General features: G+C 54.8%; 17 protein-coding genes. 6 read left to right on the top strand and 11 right to left on the bottom strand.

Going from position 1 to position 20,796, the window contains the following annotated elements; all coding sequences use genetic code 11:
• Positions 1-3: 3 nt before the first annotated feature.
• Both AC0YNV_RS19650 and AC0YNV_RS19645 read right to left on the bottom strand, forming a co-directional pair.
• Positions 4-417: a Rieske (2Fe-2S) protein gene (locus AC0YNV_RS19650; protein ID WP_475769541.1), complete on the bottom strand. Its 414-nt coding sequence runs from the start codon at positions 415-417 to the stop codon at positions 4-6.
• An 18-nt stretch (positions 418-435) separates the two neighbouring features.
• The gene (locus AC0YNV_RS19645; RefSeq protein WP_475769540.1) at positions 436-1,479 is read right to left on the bottom strand and encodes an amidohydrolase family protein; all 1,044 of its coding nucleotides are present in this window, start codon (positions 1,477-1,479) and stop codon (positions 436-438) included.
• Positions 1,480-2,104: 625 nt separating this feature from the next.
• Between AC0YNV_RS19645 and AC0YNV_RS19640 the strand changes: the two genes are divergently transcribed.
• Complete coding sequence (locus AC0YNV_RS19640) at positions 2,105-2,350, top strand: ATP-binding protein (RefSeq protein ID WP_475769698.1); 246 nt, start codon at positions 2,105-2,107, stop codon at positions 2,348-2,350.
• Positions 2,351-2,495: 145 nt separating this feature from the next.
• Here the strand turns inward: AC0YNV_RS19640 and AC0YNV_RS19635 are convergent, their stop codons facing one another.
• The 9 genes from AC0YNV_RS19635 to AC0YNV_RS19595 all read right to left on the bottom strand — a co-directional run bounded on the left by AC0YNV_RS19635 (position 2,496) and on the right by AC0YNV_RS19595 (position 15,571).
• A complete protein-coding gene (locus AC0YNV_RS19635) occupies positions 2,496-4,553 on the bottom strand; it encodes a DEAD/DEAH box helicase (protein ID WP_475769539.1) in 2,058 nt (685 codons plus the stop codon).
• A 143-nt stretch (positions 4,554-4,696) separates the two neighbouring features.
• Positions 4,697-5,779, bottom strand: coding sequence for a GerAB/ArcD/ProY family transporter (locus tag AC0YNV_RS19630; RefSeq protein ID WP_475769538.1), 1,083 nt, complete (start codon positions 5,777-5,779; stop codon positions 4,697-4,699).
• Positions 5,780-5,795: 16 nt separating this feature from the next.
• Positions 5,796-6,020: a hypothetical protein gene (locus tag AC0YNV_RS19625; protein ID WP_210039124.1), complete on the bottom strand. Its 225-nt coding sequence runs from the start codon at positions 6,018-6,020 to the stop codon at positions 5,796-5,798.
• Between the two features lies 1 nt (position 6,021).
• Positions 6,022-7,239, bottom strand: a complete 1,218-nt coding sequence (locus tag AC0YNV_RS19620) for a Ger(x)C family spore germination protein (RefSeq protein WP_475769537.1) — start codon at positions 7,237-7,239, stop codon at positions 6,022-6,024.
• A gap of 7 nt (positions 7,240-7,246) precedes the next feature.
• The gene (locus AC0YNV_RS19615) at positions 7,247-8,791 is read right to left on the bottom strand and encodes a spore germination protein (RefSeq protein ID WP_475769536.1); all 1,545 of its coding nucleotides are present in this window, start codon (positions 8,789-8,791) and stop codon (positions 7,247-7,249) included.
• 193 nt (positions 8,792-8,984) lie between these two features.
• On the bottom strand, positions 8,985-11,210 hold the full coding sequence (locus AC0YNV_RS19610; protein ID WP_475769535.1) for a methyl-accepting chemotaxis protein: 2,226 nt from the start codon (positions 11,208-11,210) through the stop codon (positions 8,985-8,987).
• Positions 11,211-11,380: 170 nt separating this feature from the next.
• The gene (locus AC0YNV_RS19605) at positions 11,381-12,490 is read right to left on the bottom strand and encodes a nitric oxide synthase oxygenase (protein WP_475769534.1); all 1,110 of its coding nucleotides are present in this window, start codon (positions 12,488-12,490) and stop codon (positions 11,381-11,383) included.
• A 35-nt stretch (positions 12,491-12,525) separates the two neighbouring features.
• Positions 12,526-14,523 (bottom strand): GTP-binding protein, encoded by a 1,998-nt coding sequence (locus AC0YNV_RS19600; protein WP_475769533.1) that lies wholly within the window; start codon positions 14,521-14,523, stop codon positions 12,526-12,528.
• Between the two features lie 157 nt (positions 14,524-14,680).
• Positions 14,681-15,571, bottom strand: a complete 891-nt coding sequence (locus AC0YNV_RS19595; protein ID WP_475769532.1) for a DMT family transporter — start codon at positions 15,569-15,571, stop codon at positions 14,681-14,683.
• 155 nt (positions 15,572-15,726) lie between these two features.
• Between AC0YNV_RS19595 and AC0YNV_RS19590 the strand changes: the two genes are divergently transcribed.
• From AC0YNV_RS19590 to AC0YNV_RS19570, 5 genes are all read left to right on the top strand, one after another.
• Positions 15,727-16,590: a LysR family transcriptional regulator gene (locus AC0YNV_RS19590; protein WP_475769531.1), complete on the top strand. Its 864-nt coding sequence runs from the start codon at positions 15,727-15,729 to the stop codon at positions 16,588-16,590.
• Positions 16,591-16,774: 184 nt separating this feature from the next.
• Entirely contained in the window at positions 16,775-18,379 is a 1,605-nt protein-coding gene (locus AC0YNV_RS19585) for a plastocyanin/azurin family copper-binding protein (protein ID WP_475769530.1), read from the top strand.
• An 11-nt stretch (positions 18,380-18,390) separates the two neighbouring features.
• Positions 18,391-19,311 carry a cupredoxin domain-containing protein gene (locus AC0YNV_RS19580; protein WP_475769529.1) on the top strand — a complete coding sequence of 307 codons (921 nt, stop codon included), beginning with the start codon at positions 18,391-18,393 and terminating at the stop codon, positions 19,309-19,311.
• Between the two features lie 141 nt (positions 19,312-19,452).
• A complete protein-coding gene (locus AC0YNV_RS19575) occupies positions 19,453-20,025 on the top strand; it encodes an RNA polymerase sigma factor (RefSeq protein ID WP_210039132.1) in 573 nt (190 codons plus the stop codon).
• Complete coding sequence (locus AC0YNV_RS19570) at positions 20,022-20,771, top strand: anti-sigma factor (protein ID WP_475769528.1); 750 nt, start codon at positions 20,022-20,024, stop codon at positions 20,769-20,771. Before AC0YNV_RS19575 ends, AC0YNV_RS19570 begins: the two co-directional genes overlap by 4 nt.
• The last annotated feature ends 25 nt before the right edge of the window (positions 20,772-20,796 follow it).

The following is a 20,796-nucleotide window of genomic DNA, read 5'->3' as shown; positions in this document are numbered from 1 at the left end:
TCGTCATATATACACGATTACTTTTTCCTCTTCCACCGCTACCGTATAGGTTTCAGCCGAAGGGGATGCTTCCTCCTGGGCGGGCTCAGTCTCCACGCCCGTTTCATACGTCTTCACAAGACAGCGGTGCGGATCGTAGATCGATTGGCCGGTCGTAATGTCGAACTCCCAGCCGTGCCAGGGACAGCGCACAATTTGGCCTTGTTTTCCATACAAGTATTCGCCCGGCATGGATGGCAGGGTCATGCCGGTTACCGTACCCGCGCAGAGCGGCGCGGCCTGGTGGGGGCAGCTGTTTTTAAGCGCATAGTAAGTCCCGCTCACATTGAATATTCCCACCGAACGGCCTTCGAGCCGCACGATTTTTCTGGTGCCTACCGGAAATTCCTTTACACTGCTGATGATATGCCGGGCCATTAAAGTACCACTCCCATTCTATAGTCGATAAAATGCCTTGGCGTTCTCGTAATAGATTCGATTGCCCAACTCGTCGGGAAGCCGGGGAAACGCAAGCTTCGGCGAATCGAAGTCCCAATGCGGGTAATCGCTGGAAAACATCAGAATGTGCTCGGCGTCCATCATTTCCAGCATGTTCAGCAAATGCTTGTCGTTGTCCGGTCTCTCCAGAGGCTGCGAGGTTAGCCGCACATGGTCGCGCAAATATTCGCTCGGTCTTCTCTTCACCCACGGCACTTCATAGCGCAGCGCCTTGTATTCCGCGTCCAGCCTCCAGATCAGTGCGGGCAACCACGATACGCCGCCCTCCACCAGAACGACCTTGAAATTGGGGAATTTCTCGAAAACGCCTTCCGTTAAAAAGCTGACCAAATGAGCCTGGAAGCCAAGTGATAGGCAGGTGTGCCATTCGATATAATGGGTCGGGTAGCCCGGAGTCGGCTGAACGTTAATGCCCATACCGTCCGTTCCCGGATGAATGGCCAGCGGCAGCCCATATTTGTTGCACGCTTCATAGATCGGATAATATTGGCGCTGCCCGTAAGGAGCCCGCGCGCCCGAATCGGTCATTACCTGCACGAAGTGCGGATGGCCCGCCCAGCGTTCGATTTCTTTTGCAGCGGCAGCCGGGTCTTGATGAGCTATCGTAATTGAGCCTTTAAACACGCCGTCCGGGTTGTACTTGCCAAGCCATGTATCGGCTAGCCAATCATTGTAGGCGGCAGCAACGGCCGTGGCAAAATCCGGATCGGGCAGCAGATTGCAGAATGCCCTCGGCAGCAGGACGGCGTGCTGCTCCCCGTATTCGTCGATAAGCTGCTCGCGCAAAAATTGCGGGTCCGAGCCTGACGGTCCTCCCTTGGGCGGTGTGGCATCCAGACGCGCTCCGTGAACCGGATTTCCAAAAAAGCCGCGGCTTGCTCCCGAAAACCGGTCCTTCCACGGCTCCTTCAAATAAGAGCGGATTTCATCCGTATTGAGCGGATAGGGATGCACATCGCAATCAATGATTTTCCTGCTCATACTGAAACATTCTCCCCTTTCTTCCCTTTCAACTTGCTCGCGGCATATCGCCGTCTGCTAATTGCTATCGTAAAGGAGAGAACAAGCAAGCTCCAGTGATAATCAATGTGCAGCACAAAACTTGTCAGTCCTGAGCCATAAGATCAGCGCATTTCGGGTGCTTATGAAATAAATGTCATGGAAAAAGTATTTGCAGAAGCAGCCATGCGTATGGCTCTCTTTTATTTGAGCCTTGTTCTCCTCTCACGCGTACGCAGCGCTTCCGCTTCCGACAAGGCAAGCGTGTGGACGGTGACTCGGGGATATCAAAATCCTGTTAATGAAGGTCAGCCATTATAAGCAGCCATAGAGAAGCACACCTGCTGCTCGATTTAAGCAAGACAAATACCTTTCGATGGCATGAAGGATTTATAGGTGCAGGACCGGAACGAGCTTCAGACAGAAAATCATTCTGAAGCGATCCCGCTCGGACCGACTTGTCGATTTATTGCAGAAAATTGTAGCCGACTACCTGATGTTATTGGATAGGCAAAGCTTCACAGTTGAAGTGGACATACCCGATGAAGAGTTGGAGGCGTTAATCGATGCGATCTCTCAAAGATAGCAATTTGGTGGTCAACGCTATCTGTTACAGGAGCGAGGGCCACTTTCCGGGAATCGGCTCGTTGAAGAAAAAGGGGAAGAGTGTATAACCGTCAAAGACAGGGGCAAAGGAGTCGATCCAGAGGATCATGAGCGAATCTTCGAACGGCTCTATCGCGCTGGAGGAGGAAGAAAAGATGACAAGCCTGGCATCGGACTTTCGATCGTCAGGGAAATCGTTGAAATACATCAAGGCCAAACCATATATCTTCTTATCCTTTTCGGCTAACTTTCGTTTTGGACAAGAACATATATAAAACAAAAAACCGTGGTTTAAGCGGATCCGATCAGATATATATTCTTGTCCTCCGACATTAAGAGTGCACAAACGGAAACAAGGCAGCGGAAATTCCGCTGCCTTGTTCCATGTATCATTATCTTGACTTGTTGCGGTTCGGCTTTCCTGAGCCAGGTGCATTGGCATTGCCGCTTCGGCGATTGCCTCCGGGCGGCGAGGATTTTCCGCCGCGGCCGGAAGGTCCACCCGCTTTGGACCGGCCCCTTGAATCGCTTCGCTGCGCGGCCTCCGGCTGCTGCCGCAGGCGCGGAAACTGGGGAGCCCCAGCGCGCGGAGCAAACTCGCTGCTGCGTGCGGCTTCAGCCCCGCCCGCTTCGCGGCCTTCGCCGCTGCGGTGACCACTGCCCGCCCGCGTTTCGCTACCGCGCACTGCGCCAGACCCGTACGCTTCGCGGCCTTCGCCGCTGCGCCGGCCACCAGCCGCTCGCGCTTCGCTTCCGCGCGCTGCGCCAGACCCGTACGCTTCGCGGCCTTCGCCGCTGCGCCGGCCGCCAGTCGCCCGCGTTTCGCTCCCGCGCGCCGCGCCAGACCCGTACGCTTCGCGGCCTTCGCCGCCGCGACGGCCACCAGCCGCCCGCGCTTCGCTTCCGCGCGCTGCGCCAGACCCGTATGCTTCGCGGCCTTCGCCGCTGCGCCGGCCACCAGCCGCCCGCGCTTCGCTCCCGCGCGCCGCGCCAGACCCATACGCTTCGCGGCCTTCGCCGCCGCGTACCACGCCCGCCCGGCTGCCGCCTGCGATGCGTCCCGCTGCAGCCGGCCTCCCGGCACTGCGCCCTGCTCCAGCGGCGCGTCCTGCGCCCCACTCGAATGTCTCGCCACCAGAGTCCGCGCCGCGTCCGCCCGAGCGCCCGCGTCCGCGTGAATCCGCACGGACCGGTGCGGTCTGCCTGCCGCCGGAACGGCCTCTTGAGACCGGCTTGCGCTCTCTGCTATCCCGGTCATTGCGGCGCCCGCTGGATCTGCCCGCGCCTTGGCGGTCAGGACGCACTTCGGCGGAGTCCCCATGCAGCGATACGCCGCTTGCGCTTCCCCGCTCGCGCTCCAGCTTTTGATTGATGCCCTGCTCGATCGCAGCCATCTCCGGCCTTTCGCTCGGCACCACAAGCGTTATGGCCAGGCCTTCGCCGCCCGCCCTCGCCGTTCTGCCGATCCGGTGAATGTAGCTGTCTACATCCTGAGGAACATCATAATTAAATACATGCGTTACCCCTTCCACATCAAGACCGCGGGCAGCCACATCCGTCGCCACCAGAAGCTGAAGCTTCGCATCGCGGAAACGCTTCATGACCTGCTCGCGCTTGGCCTGCGACAAGTCGCCATGCAGCTCGTCGCTGACATAGCCAAGCTCCTGCAGCGCTTCGTTGAGCGCTTTGGCCCGGCGCTTCGTCCGGCAGAAAATCACGCCCAGATACGGGCGCTGCTCCTCAATCAGACGGACCAGCGCCGCCTGTTTGCCGCGGTCGGAGGTCTCAACCACCAGCTGGCGAATCCCTTTGACCGTCACCTTCGGGGCCTTGACGGTAATATCCTTGGGCTCCAGCATAATCCGGGCAGCCAAGGTCCGCACACTGCCCGGCATCGTAGCCGAGAACAGCATCGTCTGCTTCCGGTAAGGCAGCTTGGTCATAATTTCCTCAACCTCGTTCAGAAAGCCCAAATGCAGCATTTGATCCGCTTCATCGAGCACGAACATTTTGACCGAAGACAATGAAATCGTCCCGCGGCGTATATGATCAAGCAGTCTGCCCGGTGTCGCCACGATCATGTGGACGGCACGCTTAAGCTTCCGCATCTGCGCTTCCACATCCTGCCCGCCGTAAACGGCAAGCACGCTGAACTCCGTCTTCGAAGCGAGCCACCGCTTGAGCTCGGTCGTGATTTGCAGCGCAAGCTCGCGGGTCGGGGTCAAAATCAGCCCCTGCAGCTCGTCCTTATCCGGTTTGATCTTCTCCAGCATAGGCAGCAAAAAAGCAAGCGTCTTGCCTGTTCCCGTCTGCGCCTGGCAAATGACATCGCTCCCGCTCAAAATAACGGGAATCGCCCCTTCCTGAATCGGGGTTGCTTCCTGAATGCCACCCATGTGCAGAGCGGCAGCCCGCTCCTTCGCAATACCTAACTCCTCAAAACCTGCCAATACATCCACCTCATTTTATCATTAAACCTTCCGTTACGATTCGTTCGGAAACCGGCTTCCCCTATCGTACCACATTACCACTCCCCGCATGTACCGAAACTTGCCGTGCCTGCCTGATGCCCCGGGCACCGCCGCCGCCCTCTTCAATTGATCCGTTTCCGTATCAGCGCCGCCAAATAGATAAGGACTGGAAAAACAAGAAAGCCTGTTAAAATATAAAAAGTGCCCGCCGTAGAAACGAATCGCGCCAGCGTCTGGAAATCCGGCAAGGACCAGAAAGACATGATCAGCGCGAGCAGGCCCATAGGAGCCGCAATAACCCCATGGTTTTTCAACCCAAGCGTCTCTGCCATACTGAGGGTGGCGGCATAAAAAAAGACGCTGATTTTAATAAAGGCTCCGAATACCCATACCAGCAGCACCATGACTTCCACATGCTCGAGAAAATCCGACAAGCTGATGTAACGGGCTGCTACAAAAACAGAATAGTTGTAGATGGCGGTGGAGTCTCCCTGGAGCATCAGAACCGCGAGATTCGTGACACACATGGTCAGCCCCATTGCCGTTACGGACAGAAATCCCCATTTCATGACTTTCTTGTCATCCTTGACCTGAGGCAGGAAATATAAAATCAACAGGAACTGGCAGTACCAGCCATCCACCACAAGAGAGCTTTTCAAAATCGGCGTCAGGCCATTCTCAAATACAGGAAGTATATTGTTGGCCTCGAAGCCCGGGATGGAGAGAAGAAGCGCCAGCAGCAGGAAGAATAAGATGAACGGAGCAAATAGCTGTGTGCATCTGGCCAACACTTCAACTCCCGCTTTGAGCACCCATATGCAAAGGACGATCATGCTTCCGCTAACCACAATCAGCGGTGTTTTCACAAAAAAATTACTGACAATAAAGTCCCCGTAATCGCGGATAACGATGGACAAAATATGCATCTGAAAACAAACAAACAGAATGCCGCAGACTTTGCCCAGCGTCTTGCCCAGCACCCACTCTATCAAGCCGGCGAAGGACCCCTCGGGCGATAGGCGGTAAAGGCGAACCGCGATCCAGATCATTAAATAACCTACCAGCGAGCTTATGATCGGAGTGATCCACATATCCCGGCCGGTTAGCCGCGTTGTGATGGCCGGCATCAACAATACACTTGAGGCTGCCACCGCCTGATACAACAGTATGGCTGCCTGCAGGGCAGAAATTTTACCTCGGTCCATATGTCCCCTCCATTTATTAGGGCTCCAGCAGCCTGGAGACCGGTTTGTAAATGGCCGTTATCCACTGGGTAGGCCCGGGCAGCCTGCTGTTAATCAGAAGGCCGATCGACAGCAGCAGCCCCAGAGCTCCAATCACACAATAAACGATGGTCTCGCGTTTTCCCGCCAGCAGCGATTTTCGGTCCAGGCCATAGATGAATCCGCAGATAATCCAATAAATCAAGACCATGACGACAAACATATCATTTCTCCTCCCCGGGATTAAGCGTGCTGATATTGGGACTCACAATTCCCATGTGAATAATACGTATCTTTACATTCGCATCAATATCCACCAGTGGAAAAAGCTCACCCCAATTCATCTTGGCCTGCTTCCACTGCTTGGGATAATGCCTCCTGAAGGATTCTCCGATGCCGAATATGTCAGCCTTCATGTTCATCTGGATCTGTTTGAGCGCCCGCTCGATTCTGTCCCGGATGAGGTCATTTGCCCCCTGATTGATCAGCTTAATGTTGCCAGGCTTCATCAGGTCAAGCTTTGTCGTATTTTCTACAACATCCGCCATCCCTACGATGGACACGACCATCTGCCATTTGCCGTTGCGGTCAATATGGGGATGGAAGGTCGTTGAGGTGCTTATCAAATTAATCGATACTGTTCCTTCCGAGTCCTCCGGAGTCAGGGTGATGACTGAAGATTTAATGCGGTCGGTCAGCCAGAATACCCCGCGGGTAAGGTCATCATCCACATGACCTACCATCACCCCCTGCTTGAAAATACCTACGCCATTAAAATAGGACATGTCTGTCTTATGCAGATGATGCTCATCCGATATTTTACTTCCTGCTTGCACGTAGGGAAGAAAAAACGTTTGTTCCGGGTTTTCTATCATGTTCTGGATGATGGTTTTGAGATCAATCTCCGTGCTTACCTCCAATTTAGACAGCTCGCGAAGCGCCTCCATGGAGCTTCGCTCAAGCCGTGGAAGTATCTTCATAATGTCGATCGCTTTTCCCCCTGTTACATATACATCGGCCCTCTCGCGCATTTGGCCAAACCGGAGAATGAAATCCAGATCATCCTTAATGCCGGTCTGCGCCCGTTTTCTCCCGAAAACAAACACATCGCTATGCCCCCAGAACAGTTTACGGGAGAGCCGCTCCTGAGTATGGGACATTGCATCGGCAAGCGAACTGCCTTTGGCCGTACTGACCGTTGTTTGCCCCTTCGTCCTGTTCACATCTACTGTATCCCCTGAGGAGCCGGTGCCTTCCTTGCCCGAAGGAACATAAATCTGCACCGTAAGTTCAACCTCCCCTTTTTCCCCTTCATCAACACCTGCGGCCAGCACGATAGCCAAATCATTGATTTCCCTTCGGTCCCAGCAGCCGGACAGCAGAGGAACGAAAAAGGACAGAACGAGGATTCGTGCAATCTGCCGGATCGTTCTTCGCTTCATCGGCCTCTCACTCCCCCTCTTTCCTGGGAGCAGTTGGACGAAGACCGCTTGACCGGCGGATGCCGCCGCCAAGTCCGGTCAACCGCGGCCTTCGGGAAGGGCTCCAGGCGGGGGCTCTTGCCAGAATATCTTTCAATTCCCCTTCCATTAGTGGGGCAATCGGAGAGAGATACGGAACGCCGAAGGAACGCAGGGAGCACAAATGTATAGCGATTGCGATCAATCCCAGCAAGACGCCAAGCAGCCCCAGGAATCCCGCTAACAGCATAATCGGAAACCTCAGCATGCGAACGGTGATACCCAGGGTGTACTGGGGCAGCATAAAGGAGGCAATACCGGTTATGGCAACGACCATGACCATGGGTGAAGAGACAAGTCCCGCTGATGTCGCCGCCTGTCCGATGACGAGAGCGCCAACGATACTGACAGCCGCACCTACCTGTTTCGGCAGCCGGACGCCGGCCTCGCGAAGCGCCTCGAACATAATTTCCATAATAAAGGCTTCAACAAGTGCCGGAAAAGGAATCTCCTCTCTGGATTCTGCCACGTTCAGCATGAGGGAGGTTGGAATCATTTCCTGATGATAGGTGAGAATAGCCACATAAACCGATGGAGCCAGCATCGCCACAAACATAAATATATAACGCAGCCAGCGGATCGCCGTGGAAATCATATACCGCTGATAGTAGTCCTCCGGCGACTGCAGCATGGAGATTAAGCCAATGGGAGCCATGAGCGCGAAGGGTGTGCCATCGGTCAGAATGACAAAACGGCCCTCCAATAAACCTGCAGCAGCCGTGTCCGGCCGTTCGGTCGAAACAATTTGCGGAAAGGGCGAGTATGGCTGATCTTCAATATATTCTTCAATGTTGCCGCTCTCGAATATGCCGTCCACTTCAATTCGAGTAAGGCGTTTCTCCACTTCTTCAATTAATCCGGGTTCGACCAGGCCATCGACATAGGCCAGGGCAACCCTCGTTTTGGTATAAAGCCCTATCTCACGCAGCTTCATTTTCAACTCAGGCGATCTGACTTTACGCCGGAGCATGGCCATATTATCATTAATGGCCTCCGTAAAGCCTTCCCGTGGTCCTCTGACAACGGATTCGGCAATCGGTTCGTCAATCGCTCTTTTTCTCCAATCGGCCAGCATGAATGTATGGCCTTGTGCCAAGCCGTCCACAAGCAGTATGACATTTCCAACCGTGATCTCGTCGGCCAGCTGCTTGAACGTATGAATCTTGTGGCAGGGCAGGTAATCCAGCTTTTCCCGGACCACAAGCTCCACCTCAGCGGCGCCGGCTTCCCCGATTCTCGGCACGGTTAACGTATCCCGAATTTCATTCAACCGTTCCTCATTGGCAAGGCCGTCAAAATAAACAAAAAATCCCCTGTATTCCGGGGTGAACGGACACTCCAGAAAAATAATATCGCAGCAATCCTGATACATGTGCACCAGTCGGGTCCGGTTCTCTTCAAGACTCGCCGTGAGTTTGTCATTGGATTCGTTCCAGGCCTTGTTCATATCTTCCGTCCTCAGATCTGTCATCATGTTGTCATGCCTTTATAGTTGCCATAATCAGGACTGAATAATCAGATATGGCAGCAAGCGGGCAAAGCTACCTTCAATGAAGAAATTCACCGGAAAGCAAAAAAACACCCATCCAAATCACTGGCGGCACCGGTTAAGCCGCCTGTGATTCTTGAAGGGTGTTGCGAGTGCCGTCAGTCCGACGGCAGCATCTCTATCTTCTGCGCTTCTCGGTTAGTTGGAACTGCCCGACCAGCTGCTGCAGAAAGGCGGTTATCGCCTCCACGTGACTGGAAGTATGGCGGACATTCATGAAGTCCGTTTGAAGCTCCTGGACATTGCTTTCCACTTCCTTGGAGATGAGGCGGTTATCTTTGCTGACCGTGGCGATTTTCTCCATCAGGACTACGACCTCATCAATAATTTGCGTCTTCAACGACTCATCCGCGCCCGCGTTTCTCAGGATTTCCGAAGCCGCCGCAACAAGCTCGTTGCCTTCACTGACCACCCGCGTTCCTTCCGCCATAGTTGTCGTTGCTTCCTGCGCGTTGCGATAGATGTTATGCACGATTTCATGGACTTCCTCGGTGGATTTCCGGGTCAGATCGGCCAGCTTCTTGATTTCCGCGGCTACAACTGCAAACCCGCGGCCCTGCTCGCCAACGCGCGCCGCCTCGATCGAGGCGTTAAGTGCGAGCAGATGCGTCTGCGCCGAGATTTCCTCGATGACATTCAGCACGTTGCGGATTTCATCCGTCGTCTGCATGAACGCTTCGATCGTAAGATTGGTGTGCGCCACCTTATCGGAGATTTGCACCATTTTGTCTCCGATCCGCACCAGTTCTCCCTGGGCGATGCCAATCTGCTCGGAAGCTTTGTTCTCCAGCATCCGCAAAGTAACACGCATCTCGTCAGCCACGCTCTTGGCAATATCGATATCCTTCAACTGGCTGCGGATGCTCTTGATCATGTCGCTGACTTTGCCGCTTACCCGCTCTGTTGTTCCCGCCGTCACAACTGTAGAATCACTCAGCAGCCGCTGGCTTGTCAGCACATCGGTTGAAGCCAGCTTCACCTGCAGCATGATGCCCTCCAGGGAATCGATCATATTATTAACCCACTTGGACAGCTCGCGCATTTCATTATTATCGAATGAGCCGGTGTCCAGCCGCTGGGTAAGATCTCCCTTGCCCTCCGCATTAACCCGGATAAAGCGGTTCAGTCTCCGCATCTGGCGGACAACCCGGTTGCTGACCTTGCGGTTCAGCGAAACCATCATCACAAGTCCCAGCAGCAGGTTGAAGACCCCGATCAGCAGCGCCTCTGCCAATCTTCCGACATGACCGGCCAGCAGATAGGCCAGCAGCGCGCCAAACACGCCCAGCAGCGTTATCCAGCCCAGCAGATGCTTGAACTGCGTCCATTTGATACTGCGGATGCGGTATACCTCCTCCAGGTCGCCCTCGCACATCATGCCCCACAGATCGGGACAATGCGGCAGCTGGAAGGTAACCCCTTTTCCAATAACGGAAATGTGGCGGTAATCGGAATATCCGGGAAACTCAACAAATAGATTGCTGCCGTTGCGGATCGTATTCGCTACACCAGGATGAAGCTGACCGGTGGCCGGGTCGGTAAACATGATCTCCAGCTCCGTATGCTCCTTAACCGATACGATGCCCCAGTCTGTAGTCACCCCGTCCTTCAGATTCTCCCCGTGCGTGAAGGTCCGGTCTTCGAACCGGCTGCGGGAGAGCGCTGTTCCGGGGGCGATATGGCTGCTTAACCCGGGCTTCGCCATAAAGATATAATTATCGCCGGAATCCGGATACACGTGGCCGGATTCCCGTTGAATAAGATCGCCGATGACATCGTTGGGGACACGGCCGCACACGGCACCGCACCAGACTCCCTCTTCCATAATCGGCGTAATGAAGAGCAGCGTCATTTTGTCGTGAAAGGATGAGGAACTGGGGCCGATTTTCAACGTCCACGGATCTGCATAAGGTCCGAACAGGCATTTGCGGCCTTCCTTCGTTTCACGTGAATAGCTGATTCCGTCCGCGATGGGATCTTCTTTGCCGTATTGCTGGCCAATGTGACTCTCGCAGGTTGAGAACACCACTTTGCCTGCCGCATTCAATAGATAAATTTCCGAGAAATCCGATGCCCGGGTATGAGTGCCTGTGAATAAACGCTCCCATATTGTCTGATTGTCTGCGCTGAGAATGGAAGCCCCCTGTCTTAATGCGGACAGCTGGCCAGACAAGCGGTCCAGATGATCCCAATACTCTGCCGTCCATGCCTGCAGCAGGTTCATCCTGGTGTCCGCAATGCCCTCAAAGCTGTCCTCCACATCCTCTTTCAGATCGGCATTCAACCGATAAGACCACCATAAAGGAAGTCCCTTGCGCCATCCAAGCCAGTCGAACATAGGCATCCCCAACCCTCTGCATATCTATTTTTTATGTCAGTAATTATAACATAAAAAATGGGACAAAATACTTAATATCTTAACAATTGATGTAGAATTTTAGCTTTAATTGGCAAAAAAATGCGCCTTTCGGCGCATTTTTCATAGGATTTGTCCAAATCGGCTAGCAGCCCCGCTTACGTTGCCCTGTCTTCCCGATAGAAGAAATTCGGCTTTACTACCGCATCGTCATAACGGTTGTGGAAGATGGCAGTCGTGGCCGGGGAAAGCGGCGGAATCAGCCAGGACCATCTGCCGGTGACCGCCCGCCCGCTGCGCGTCTCCTTCTCGACGAAGAGCCCGAACTGCTTGCTCGCCGTATGATGGTCCACAATGGTTACCCCTTTGAGCTTGAACGAATGCAGGACGGCCACATTGAGCTCTACGAGCGCCCGGTCCTTCCACAGCGTAGAATCCCTGCTTGTGTCCAGCCCCATCTTGGCTGCAACCTTCGGCAGCATGTTATAGCGGAAATCATCAGCCAGATTGCGCGCGCCAATCTCCGTTCCCATATACCAGCCATTGAAGGGAGCCGCCATATATCTGATCCCGCCGATTTTCAGTACCATGTCCGAAACGATCGGCACTGCATACCACTGCAGCCCAAGCTCCGCCACAGCCTCCAGATCCGGATGCACGATTGGCACCTGCATGACCAGATGTTCCGGAATGGCGAACCATCGGGGAGCCTGTCCGCCAATTTGAATGACAAGCGGCAGCACGTCAAACGGTGTGCCCGCCCCCCGCCAGCCCAGCTCCAAACACATGGACGTGAAGGGTACAGATGCCGGATCGCCAACAATGCCGGTGCTCGTTTCATAACCCGCATAGCGGATCAGCTGGTGGTTGTGAATCCGGATTCCCGAGCCGTTCTCTGCGGGATCGGGTGCAAATACTGTAATAACCGGACGTATTTTGCCTCCATTGGTGGCATGCTCGATATGATCCAGCAATGCCTCTGCGGCGTCCTCTTCCGTCTGTGCTTTGCGGGCGTCCTGAATGGCCAGCGAATCCCAGAAGAACCGGCCGATGCAGCGGTTGCTGTTGCGCCAGGCCATTTTAGCCCCGTGGCAAAGTTCTTCCTCCGTATGCTCGTAGCTTCCGCTGTCCTTGATTGATTGTTCGATCTCTGCAAGCCGCTGCTCCGCTTCCTGCCCGGATTTGCCAAGCTCGCTGTAGCAGGCGCGAATAAAGGTAGCAGCCTCTTCCATGCGCTGTTTATTGTCGATGATGCTTAATTCTTGCATATAGAGTCCTGCCCATCTGTGTGAGATCGTTTTAATTAATTTTGCGTTAAAGCATTGCGTGCCGCCAATATATATTTGGGCTGATCCAGCGGATTGACTCCTCTGCGCACCCGCTCCACATGAACGTCCGGCGGACAGTCCCGATAGCCGTGGAAGAAGGTTGACAGCGTTCCTCTGCCTCTTGTGAGCGAACCGAGCCTCGCGGGGAAATCCAGCGTGGTCGCCACCGGCAGCAGGCCTTCGATCTCCATACGCTCCTGACGGACCACCGGCGCGTCGAATTCGCCCCGCATGACAACCAGCTCGCCGAGCAGCTTGCCGCCGTATTCCTCCGGTATGGACAAGCGGAACTTCAGCATCGGCTCCAGCAGCTTCGTACCGACATTGGCCAGCCCATTCATAATTCCCATCGGCGTGGCAATGACAAAATCAAGCGGATGCGTATGCCAGACATGATGCTCCCCTTCCAGCAGAGTCACGCGAAGATCCGTTACTTCCCAGCCGAGCATGCCTTGGGAGAGCGCCTCCGGCACGCGCCGCGCCACTTCATTCTGGTAGCTGTCCAGCAGCTGCTCCCCCCTTACCAGGGAGGAATACGCAAGACCGCTGCCCCGCTCCGCTGGCTCAATAAGAAATCGCAGAATCGCCCAGCAGGGCTTTGGGGACAAATAGGCGATGAACCCTTCCCCTGCAGCTGCGGGAGTTTCCTTATAAATAACGGAGGGAGCTCCGAAGGTCACATCGAGCCCGAAGCGGCTTTGCATCAGATGCGTCAGCACCTCCATCTGAATAGGCCCCATGACCTTCAGGTGCAGCTCGCGCTCATCCTGCAGCCACTGGAGATCCAGCAGCGGGTCCTCATCCGCCAGCTCACCGAATGCGGCCACGATGGCGGGATATTCCGCCTCGTTGCGCCACTGCACCTGCACAGTGAGCAGCGGGACGGCAAGCCGCTTCTCTCCCGGCACGCGGTCCGGCGATCCCAGAATATCTCCGATCCGGGCCCGGTTTAGGCCGTATACCGCCGCAATATCGCCGGCCTTCAGCAGGCCGATATCCTCTGTTTTCTGTCCGTGCACCCGGCGGATTTGCGTCACTTTATCCTGGATATCGCGGGTAAAGTTGGACAGCGTGTCGCGATTGCGGATGGTACCGTCATAAAGTCTGACATACGCAATCTTGCCCATCGCCGGGTCCTTCTCCATTTTGAACACAACACCGGACACAGGAGCATCCTCGGAACCTTCCGGGGGCGGCAGAAACCGAACCACCGCATCCATCAGCTCCTTCACGCCGATTCCCCTGTTCGACGCCCCGAACAAGACAGGAAACAGCTCCGAACGGCGAATCCCTTCCTCCAGGACTGGCAGCAGCCTGGCAGCAGGCAGATCGCCGTCCTCCAGATAGCTGAACGTCAGCTCCTCATCCTGTTCCACAATCGCCTCCACCATCATATCCCGATAGGGCGATATCCAATCGGCCTGAACAGATCCGTCCTCTGCCAGCAAATCCAGTGAACCTGCAAAATCCCCTTCCGCACCCTCCGGCGCCTGAACGGGAACAACGCCATGTGAGAGCAATCTGCCGATCTGCTTCAATACAGCCAGAGCATCAGCCCCGACACGGTCCATTTTGTTTATATAGATCAAGGTTGGAATCGACAGCTCGCGGAGTGCCTGCCAGATCACCTCGGTCTGGGCCTGAACGCCTTCAACCGCCGAAATTATAAGCACGGCTCCATCCATGACGCGCAGGGAGCGCTCCACCTCGGAGAGAAAATCGACATGTCCTGGCGTATCCACCAGATTGACCGGCGTCTCATTCCACATCATGCGGGTTACCGCCGCTCTTACCGATATGCCCCGCTCCCGCTCAACGTCGAGCCAATCCGTCTGGGAGGTTCCCGAATCGACGCTGCCCAGCGAGCGCATATGTCCGCTCAGAAACAGCATTTGTTCCGTTGTTGTTGTTTTCCCCGCATCAACATGGGCGAATATGCCAACATTCCGCATGGCTTGCTGCTGGTGCCCCATTCTTCTCGCTCATCCCCTTATAACTGCTGCTCCTATTATAGCGCAAGTTGCAAAGAAGAAGCGAGAAGCGGCGCAGCGGACAAACAGTGCCGGCTGCGCCGCTTCCCGGCGTCTGAAACAGGCCTTCTCCAGGCAAAACATCAGCGGATTCTGCGCCTCAGCCTTGCTGCGGCATCTCCTTCGGAATAACGATTTCAGCGCGTTTCCTGCTGTCCCAATTCACCAGAAAAATTCCTAAGCATATGAACGCTCCCCCCATTCCGACATACCACTGCACCCTTTCGTCCAGCATCATCCAGCTGAAGATTACGCCAAAGAGCGGCACAAGAAAAAGAAAGGCGCTCGTCTTGGCAGGATCGCCGCTGCGCAGCAGATAGAACCATACCGAGAACTGAATAATCGAGCACAGGATCGCCAGTATCATTAGTACGGTGACAGAGGTGCTGTTAATGATGAAATAAGGATGACCCGTAATGACACTGAGCAGGAGAAGTATGACTCCGCCGGCAAGCATTTGATAGGCGGCAAGCACTGTCATATCGAACGCCGGCCCCCACCGTTTGATGAGCAGGGTCGATACGGCAAAAAAGACGGCTCCCGCAAAGCTGATCAGAGTACCGGGCTGAAGGCCGATATGAAAGCCGAAAGTAAAGGCAACGCCGACGAAGCCAACCGCTACTCCCAGCCATTGGCGGCCGCGGTAGACGGCCCCGGTGAACAGGGTGCCGAGTACGATAACAAGCAGCGGATTAGTACAGGTTATGATGGAGGATTCACCGGATGTGATCCAGTGCATGCTGTAGGATGCGCAGCCCATAACTCCCGCAGATTGAAAAAGTCCGAGTACTGCGGCTTTCCACCATTGGCTGCCCCGGGGGCGGGGCCTTCGGGCAACGATAACCGCCAGCAGGCTCCCGGCAATGATGAAGCGGGCCCCCATGAGGAAGAACGGGGGCGCATAAGTAAGTCCGATTTTACTGATTGGAAATGCCAGCCCCATTAATATTGTTGTCAGCAGCACCAGGCTAATATAGAGATATTTATTCATAGGACAGCTCTCCCTTTAATCTATGATGAGAATGTTTATATTGTAGGGGAGGCATGGTTTCATGTAAAATGATTATATAAGATATTAATTATCATTATTAGAGATACCAGAAATGTACATGTGTTAATACTTCAAATAGATGGAGGCGTGGATTCATGGAGAGTTCCGATTTGCGCGTATTTCAAATGGTTGCCCGGGAAGGGTCGATTACGAAAGCGGCCGCCCGGCTTGGCTACGTTCAATCGAATGTCACCGCACGCGTCCAGCAGCTGGAATCCGAGCTTGGCACCGTGCTGTTTTTCCGTCACAACAGGGGGATGAGCCTTACATCCGGCGGCAGAACGCTGCTTGGCTATGCAGACAGGGTCGTCGGCCTCCTGGATGAGGCCGCCATGGTCTTCTCCTCTTCCGATGAGCCGAACGGTCCGCTTATGATCGGATCAACCCAGACAGCAGCGGCAGTCCGGATGCCCGCGCTGCTTGCTTCTTATTACAGCCATTACCCCAAAGTTCTCTTGTCGCTCACAACCGGAAATTCGCAGTTTCTGATGGACAAAGTACTCCATTATGAGCTGGACGGAGCCTTCATCGGCTGCCCGTGCGATCATCCCGAGCTCCAGGGCGCTCCCGCCTTCACCGAGGAGCTAGTTATCGTATCCGCTGCTGCGGTGCCCGACCTGTCAGAGGCGGCGAAGAAGCCCATACTTGTATTCAGCACGGGCTGCTCCTACAGGGATGTATTGGAGCAGTGGATGCGGACAAGCGGTCTTCATCGGTCCGTTATTATGGAATTCGGCACGCTTGAGGCGATTATTGGCGGCGTCTCCGCCGGACTCGGCATATCCCTGATGCCGCGGAGCGTCGTTCAGAAGCATGAGGCGGAAGGCACCGTCCGCATACATGAATTTCCGGTCTCCCTGCGCCAATCCGAAACAACCTTCATCACACGCAGGGACTCCTTTATCAGCAGCGCACTGCGGGCTTTCATCGACAGGCTTCCCGCCGCTCAAGAAATATAAAATTTGCCTTGACCCTTCTCCGATATTTCTGAGATGTAGAAACTTGCTGCGCTGCCGATGAACGGCAGCGCAGTTTCTCCTATTGCCCGAAATATTTTTTCGCAAGAATGGCAAAAAACTCAAACCGTTTGTCTCTGCCGTTCGTTAGCTTCTTATGAAAGTGATAATAAGAGGAGGCATTCTAATGGGGAAAGCCAGGTTTGGGTCATTATTTATTGTATTATCATTATTTGCAGCACTGCTGCTGCCTGCACTCGGCGCTTCAGCCGCCGAAGCGGCCGGAGGCGCAGCCTCTGATGCGGACACAGCCGCACAGCTGGGTCTGCTGCTTGGCGATGGAGATGGCGTGAGCGCAGCTTATTTGGGCAAAACATCGACACGTCTGCAAGCCGCAATTATTTCGCTCCGTCTGCAAGGAAAGCTGGAAGAAGCCCTTTCCTACACCGGCACGAGCAGCTTTACCGATGCGAACCTGGTGGGCAAAGCCAATAAGCCCGTACTGGCGTATCTGAAAAATCATCCCGAGCTGGGCTGGTCCGGCACAGGGGGAGGCTTGTTTGATCCTTCAGCCATCATCAGCTCCCAGCAGCTGTACAAGGTACTGCTTGAAGTGATGGGTTATCCATCCGGGACTGACTATACTTATGCCGAAACCGAAACATTCGCCAAGTCCAAGGGACTCCAGCAAATTGCCGGCATGGCTTCGCTCACGAATGCACATATCGCAACAGCGCTCGTTGAAGCTTTGGGTGCGCCTACCGCACATGGCCACTCCTTATTCGATATGCTGAAAGAGGCTGGCGTTCTCCCGGCATCCGCGACGCTTCCGCAGGGCACGCAAATCGGTCTTGGGCAGAATGACAAACTGGGTGCGTATCTCACCGACAAAGCAGGCATGACGCTGTATTTCTTCACCAAGGATGCCGAGAACGTCAACTCCTGCCAGGGCGATTGCCTGAAGTCGTGGCCCATTTACTATGCGGACCAGCTGCAGGTTCCCGCTTCGCTGAACGCAGCTGATTTCACTACGCTCACACGTGAGGACGGCACCAAACAAACCGCTTACAAAGGCTGGCCGCTCTATTATTTTGCCAAAGATGCAGCCCCGGGCGACGTGCTTGGCGAAGGCGTCGGCGGCGTATGGTTCACGGCCAAAGCGGACTACTCGGTTATGCTCGGCACCTCCTCCGCGCTCGGTAATTACCTGACGGACGATCAAGGCCGCACCCTGTATTATTTTGATAAGGATACGAAAGGAAAAAGCGCCTGCGAAGGAACCTGCCTGGCCAATTGGCCGGCTTACAACGCTTCCGGAAAAAGCGCTCCTACCGGCGTCTCGAGTGCCGATCTTGGCATAATAACCCGTACGGACGGCAGCAAGCAGTCCACTTACAAGGGCTATCCGCTCTATTATTTCATTCAGGATAAGGCTCATGGCGATACCAAGGGGCAGAATGTCAGCGATGTATGGTTCGTGATTGACCCGGCCAAATTCGCGGGAACAACGACGTCCGATACGACTCCGGCATCTCAAGCCAAAACCTATCATGTCGATATCAAGGAGTATTCATTCGGCACCGGGCCGCTTACCGTGGAAGCCGGCTCCACCATCATCTTCACCAACTTCGACGACATGAAGCATAACGCGGTTGCCGTTGACGGCAGCTTTGCCACGCCTTTGCTTGCCAAAGGAGACACCTACACGATTAAACTGGATAAACCGGGAACCTATGATTACTTCTGTGAGCCGCATAAAGCATTCATGACCGGCCAGATCATCGTGAAATGAGTGGACAGCCAATGAGAATTCTTCATTTTCGAACGACCTTGTCCCTCTGCGCGCTGCTGTGCATCCTGCTGCTGGCTGCATGCAGCAGCGGAAACGGGAATGGTGAACCTGCAGAGAACCATTCCAATATGACAGCTGACGAGATGGCAGGCGGGATGAACGGCGAAATGGCAGGCGGCACGGGAAATGCGGCAGGGAATGCGGCAGTGTCAACGAATCAGAACGACTCTGCGCAGCCTGCCGATACTTCCGGCGGACAGGCGGACGCGGGGGCAGGCAGCCCGGGCAGCAGCGGCTCCGCTGTCCAAGGTCAGCCTGCTGCCGACGATGACAATGCTCCGGCGGAAGGCGATAACAGCCCGAAGAATACGGCTCAGGGTGATTCCGCAAGCGGGGATGCCGAATCGCAGCAGGCGGTCAAAGGCAGCGATGCCGTCAGCCCTGAGACAACGAAACCGGATCCGGCAAAAACGGAATCCCCGAAACAGGAGTCCGTAAAGCCGGAGACACCGAAAGCCGATTCCCCCAAACCGGAGACGCCAAAAGCGGAGTCACCGAAACAGGAGGACGCGTCGGCCGGGAACAAAGCCGCCAAGCCGGAAGAGAACAAACCGGCTGCACCAACCAAAGCCGACACGGAAAGCGCAGGCAGTCCTGCAAGCGCGGATGACAAGGCCGGGACTGTTCATGTAGTGGAAATCGTAAACTTCGCTTTTACTCCAAGCAAGCTGGAGATCAAAGCCGGAGACATCGTCAAGTTCGTCAACAGGGATGAAATCCGGCACAGTGCAGTAGCCGATGACGATTCCTTTGATACCGATCTGCTGGGTCAGGATGAAGGCAAAGAGGTTACTTTCGACGAGAAAGGTGAATTTTCTTATTACTGCTCGCCACATCCGGCCATGAAGGGTACAATCGTTGTAACGGAGTAGCAGCTTGCTTTTAACCTGTAACGCATTGATAGCGATAAGGTCCAGAGAGAAGAAACGCGCTCGCCGCTTTTTAAAGGCGCAGCCGTTTCTTCTTACATTTGTCGGCTTCAACATTATTCCTTGTCCCGGAGGACTTCCGTAATGCAGAATCTTTCCGATTACGAACTGATGCTGCTGATCAAGCACAAACGGCATTCGGCGCTTTCTGTCCTGTATGACCGCTATTCGGCATTGATCTATTCCTTTGCCTGGAAAGCCCTGCGGGATGAGCCGGCGGCCAGGGATATTGTCCAATCCGTCTTTATGCGGCTGTGGACCACCGAATCGGAATATGATCCGGACAAAGGCCGCTTTACCAGCTGGCTGCTCACCATAACGCGCAACATTACGACGGATTGGCTGCGCCGAAAGCGCCGGGAGGATGCGGGACTTGCCTCTTTTCTGCCGGAGGAGCTGGAGCAAATTCCCGATACCTATACAGCTTCGCCTGAAGACCGCGTGGAGCGGGAATCGTTGAAAGAGGAGATACGCGATGCCTACTGCCACTTGTCCAAGCAGCAAATTATGCTGCTGGAGCATTTCTACTGGCAGGGCTACAGCTTGAACGAGCTGGCTCTTCTTTACAATCAGCCGCTAGGCACGGTCAAAAACAGGCTTCATCAGACGTTAAAAATATTACGCAGACATCTGCTTGCGGGAAGGGAGGGAATATGATGCGGGATGAGCGGCCGCCGCAGCATTGCGATTTATGTCTGGACTATATCTCCGGCCTGCTGTCCGGCGATGAGAAATCAGCCTTCGAGCGTCATCTTCCCGACTGCGAAGCCTGTCAGATCGAGCTTGAAGAACTACGATTCGTATGGGAGGCGCTTCCTGCCGATATGGAGCATATGGAACCACCCGAAGATTTAAAGCAGCAGGTCATGGATGCCGCAAGGGCGGCGGATATGCAGGAGCAGCGTTCCACTCCCGGAAGACGGGTAAGAAGCAGACGGCCCTTCTATACGATTGCTGCTTCTGCACTGGCTGCCCTTGTCATTATCGGCACGATCTGGAATGTGCAGCTGTATCGTGACAGAACGGGGGCGATTCCCTCTATCGAGCAAGCCTTGTCGGTTTCTGCCTCTCAAATCAAGCAGATCATACCGCTGCAGCCAACCGCAGAAGCTGCCGATTCGTTCGGGGTTGCTTGCATCGTGGATAACGGAAAGACCAGGCAGTTTGTTGTCTATGTATTCGGCGCGCCGCAAACGGACAGAAAGGAAGCGTACCAGGTATGGCTGGTTAAGGACGGGCAGCGCCGCAGCGCAGGGACATTCCGGGTTGCCGACCAGGGAATGGGCGTACTCTCCATGCCCATTGCATCCAATACCCTCGCATTCGATACGATTGGCATTACGCTGGAGCCCGATGACCGCGGCGACGAGCCGCGCGGCGTCAAAATATTCGGTTCGGCATAATTTCATGCCAGCCATTCTAATCAGC

The sequence above is a fragment of the Paenibacillus sp. JT31N11 genome, assembly GCF_056269285.1.
Note: the sequence above shows the minus strand (reverse complement) of the source record. Positions and strands in the feature narration are given on the sequence as shown.

Bases quoted from the DNA above. Each gene is read 5' to 3' on its own strand.
- AC0YNV_RS19650 (WP_475769541.1), bottom strand. From the start codon at position 417: ATGGCCCGGCATATCATCAGCAGTGTAAAGGAATTTCCGGTAGGCACC.
- AC0YNV_RS19590 (WP_475769531.1), top strand. From the start codon at position 15,727: ATGGAGAGTTCCGATTTGCGCGTATTTCAAATGGTTGCCCGGGAAGGG.
- AC0YNV_RS19630 (WP_475769538.1), bottom strand. From the start codon at position 5,779: ATGGACCGAGGTAAAATTTCTGCCCTGCAGGCAGCCATACTGTTGTAT.
- AC0YNV_RS19580 (WP_475769529.1), top strand. From the start codon at position 18,391: ATGAGAATTCTTCATTTTCGAACGACCTTGTCCCTCTGCGCGCTGCTG.
- AC0YNV_RS19585 (WP_475769530.1), top strand. From the start codon at position 16,775: ATGGGGAAAGCCAGGTTTGGGTCATTATTTATTGTATTATCATTATTT.
- AC0YNV_RS19625 (WP_210039124.1), bottom strand. From the start codon at position 6,020: ATGTTTGTCGTCATGGTCTTGATTTATTGGATTATCTGCGGATTCATC.
- AC0YNV_RS19570 (WP_475769528.1), top strand. From the start codon at position 20,022: ATGATGCGGGATGAGCGGCCGCCGCAGCATTGCGATTTATGTCTGGAC.
- AC0YNV_RS19600 (WP_475769533.1), bottom strand. From the start codon at position 14,523: ATGGGGCACCAGCAGCAAGCCATGCGGAATGTTGGCATATTCGCCCAT.
- AC0YNV_RS19595 (WP_475769532.1), bottom strand. From the start codon at position 15,571: ATGAATAAATATCTCTATATTAGCCTGGTGCTGCTGACAACAATATTA.
- AC0YNV_RS19645 (WP_475769540.1), bottom strand. From the start codon at position 1,479: ATGAGCAGGAAAATCATTGATTGCGATGTGCATCCCTATCCGCTCAAT.
- AC0YNV_RS19610 (WP_475769535.1), bottom strand. From the start codon at position 11,210: ATGCCTATGTTCGACTGGCTTGGATGGCGCAAGGGACTTCCTTTATGG.
- AC0YNV_RS19620 (WP_475769537.1), bottom strand. From the start codon at position 7,239: ATGAAGCGAAGAACGATCCGGCAGATTGCACGAATCCTCGTTCTGTCC.
- AC0YNV_RS19605 (WP_475769534.1), bottom strand. From the start codon at position 12,490: ATGCAAGAATTAAGCATCATCGACAATAAACAGCGCATGGAAGAGGCT.
- AC0YNV_RS19615 (WP_475769536.1), bottom strand. From the start codon at position 8,791: ATGATGACAGATCTGAGGACGGAAGATATGAACAAGGCCTGGAACGAA.
- AC0YNV_RS19575 (WP_210039132.1), top strand. From the start codon at position 19,453: ATGCAGAATCTTTCCGATTACGAACTGATGCTGCTGATCAAGCACAAA.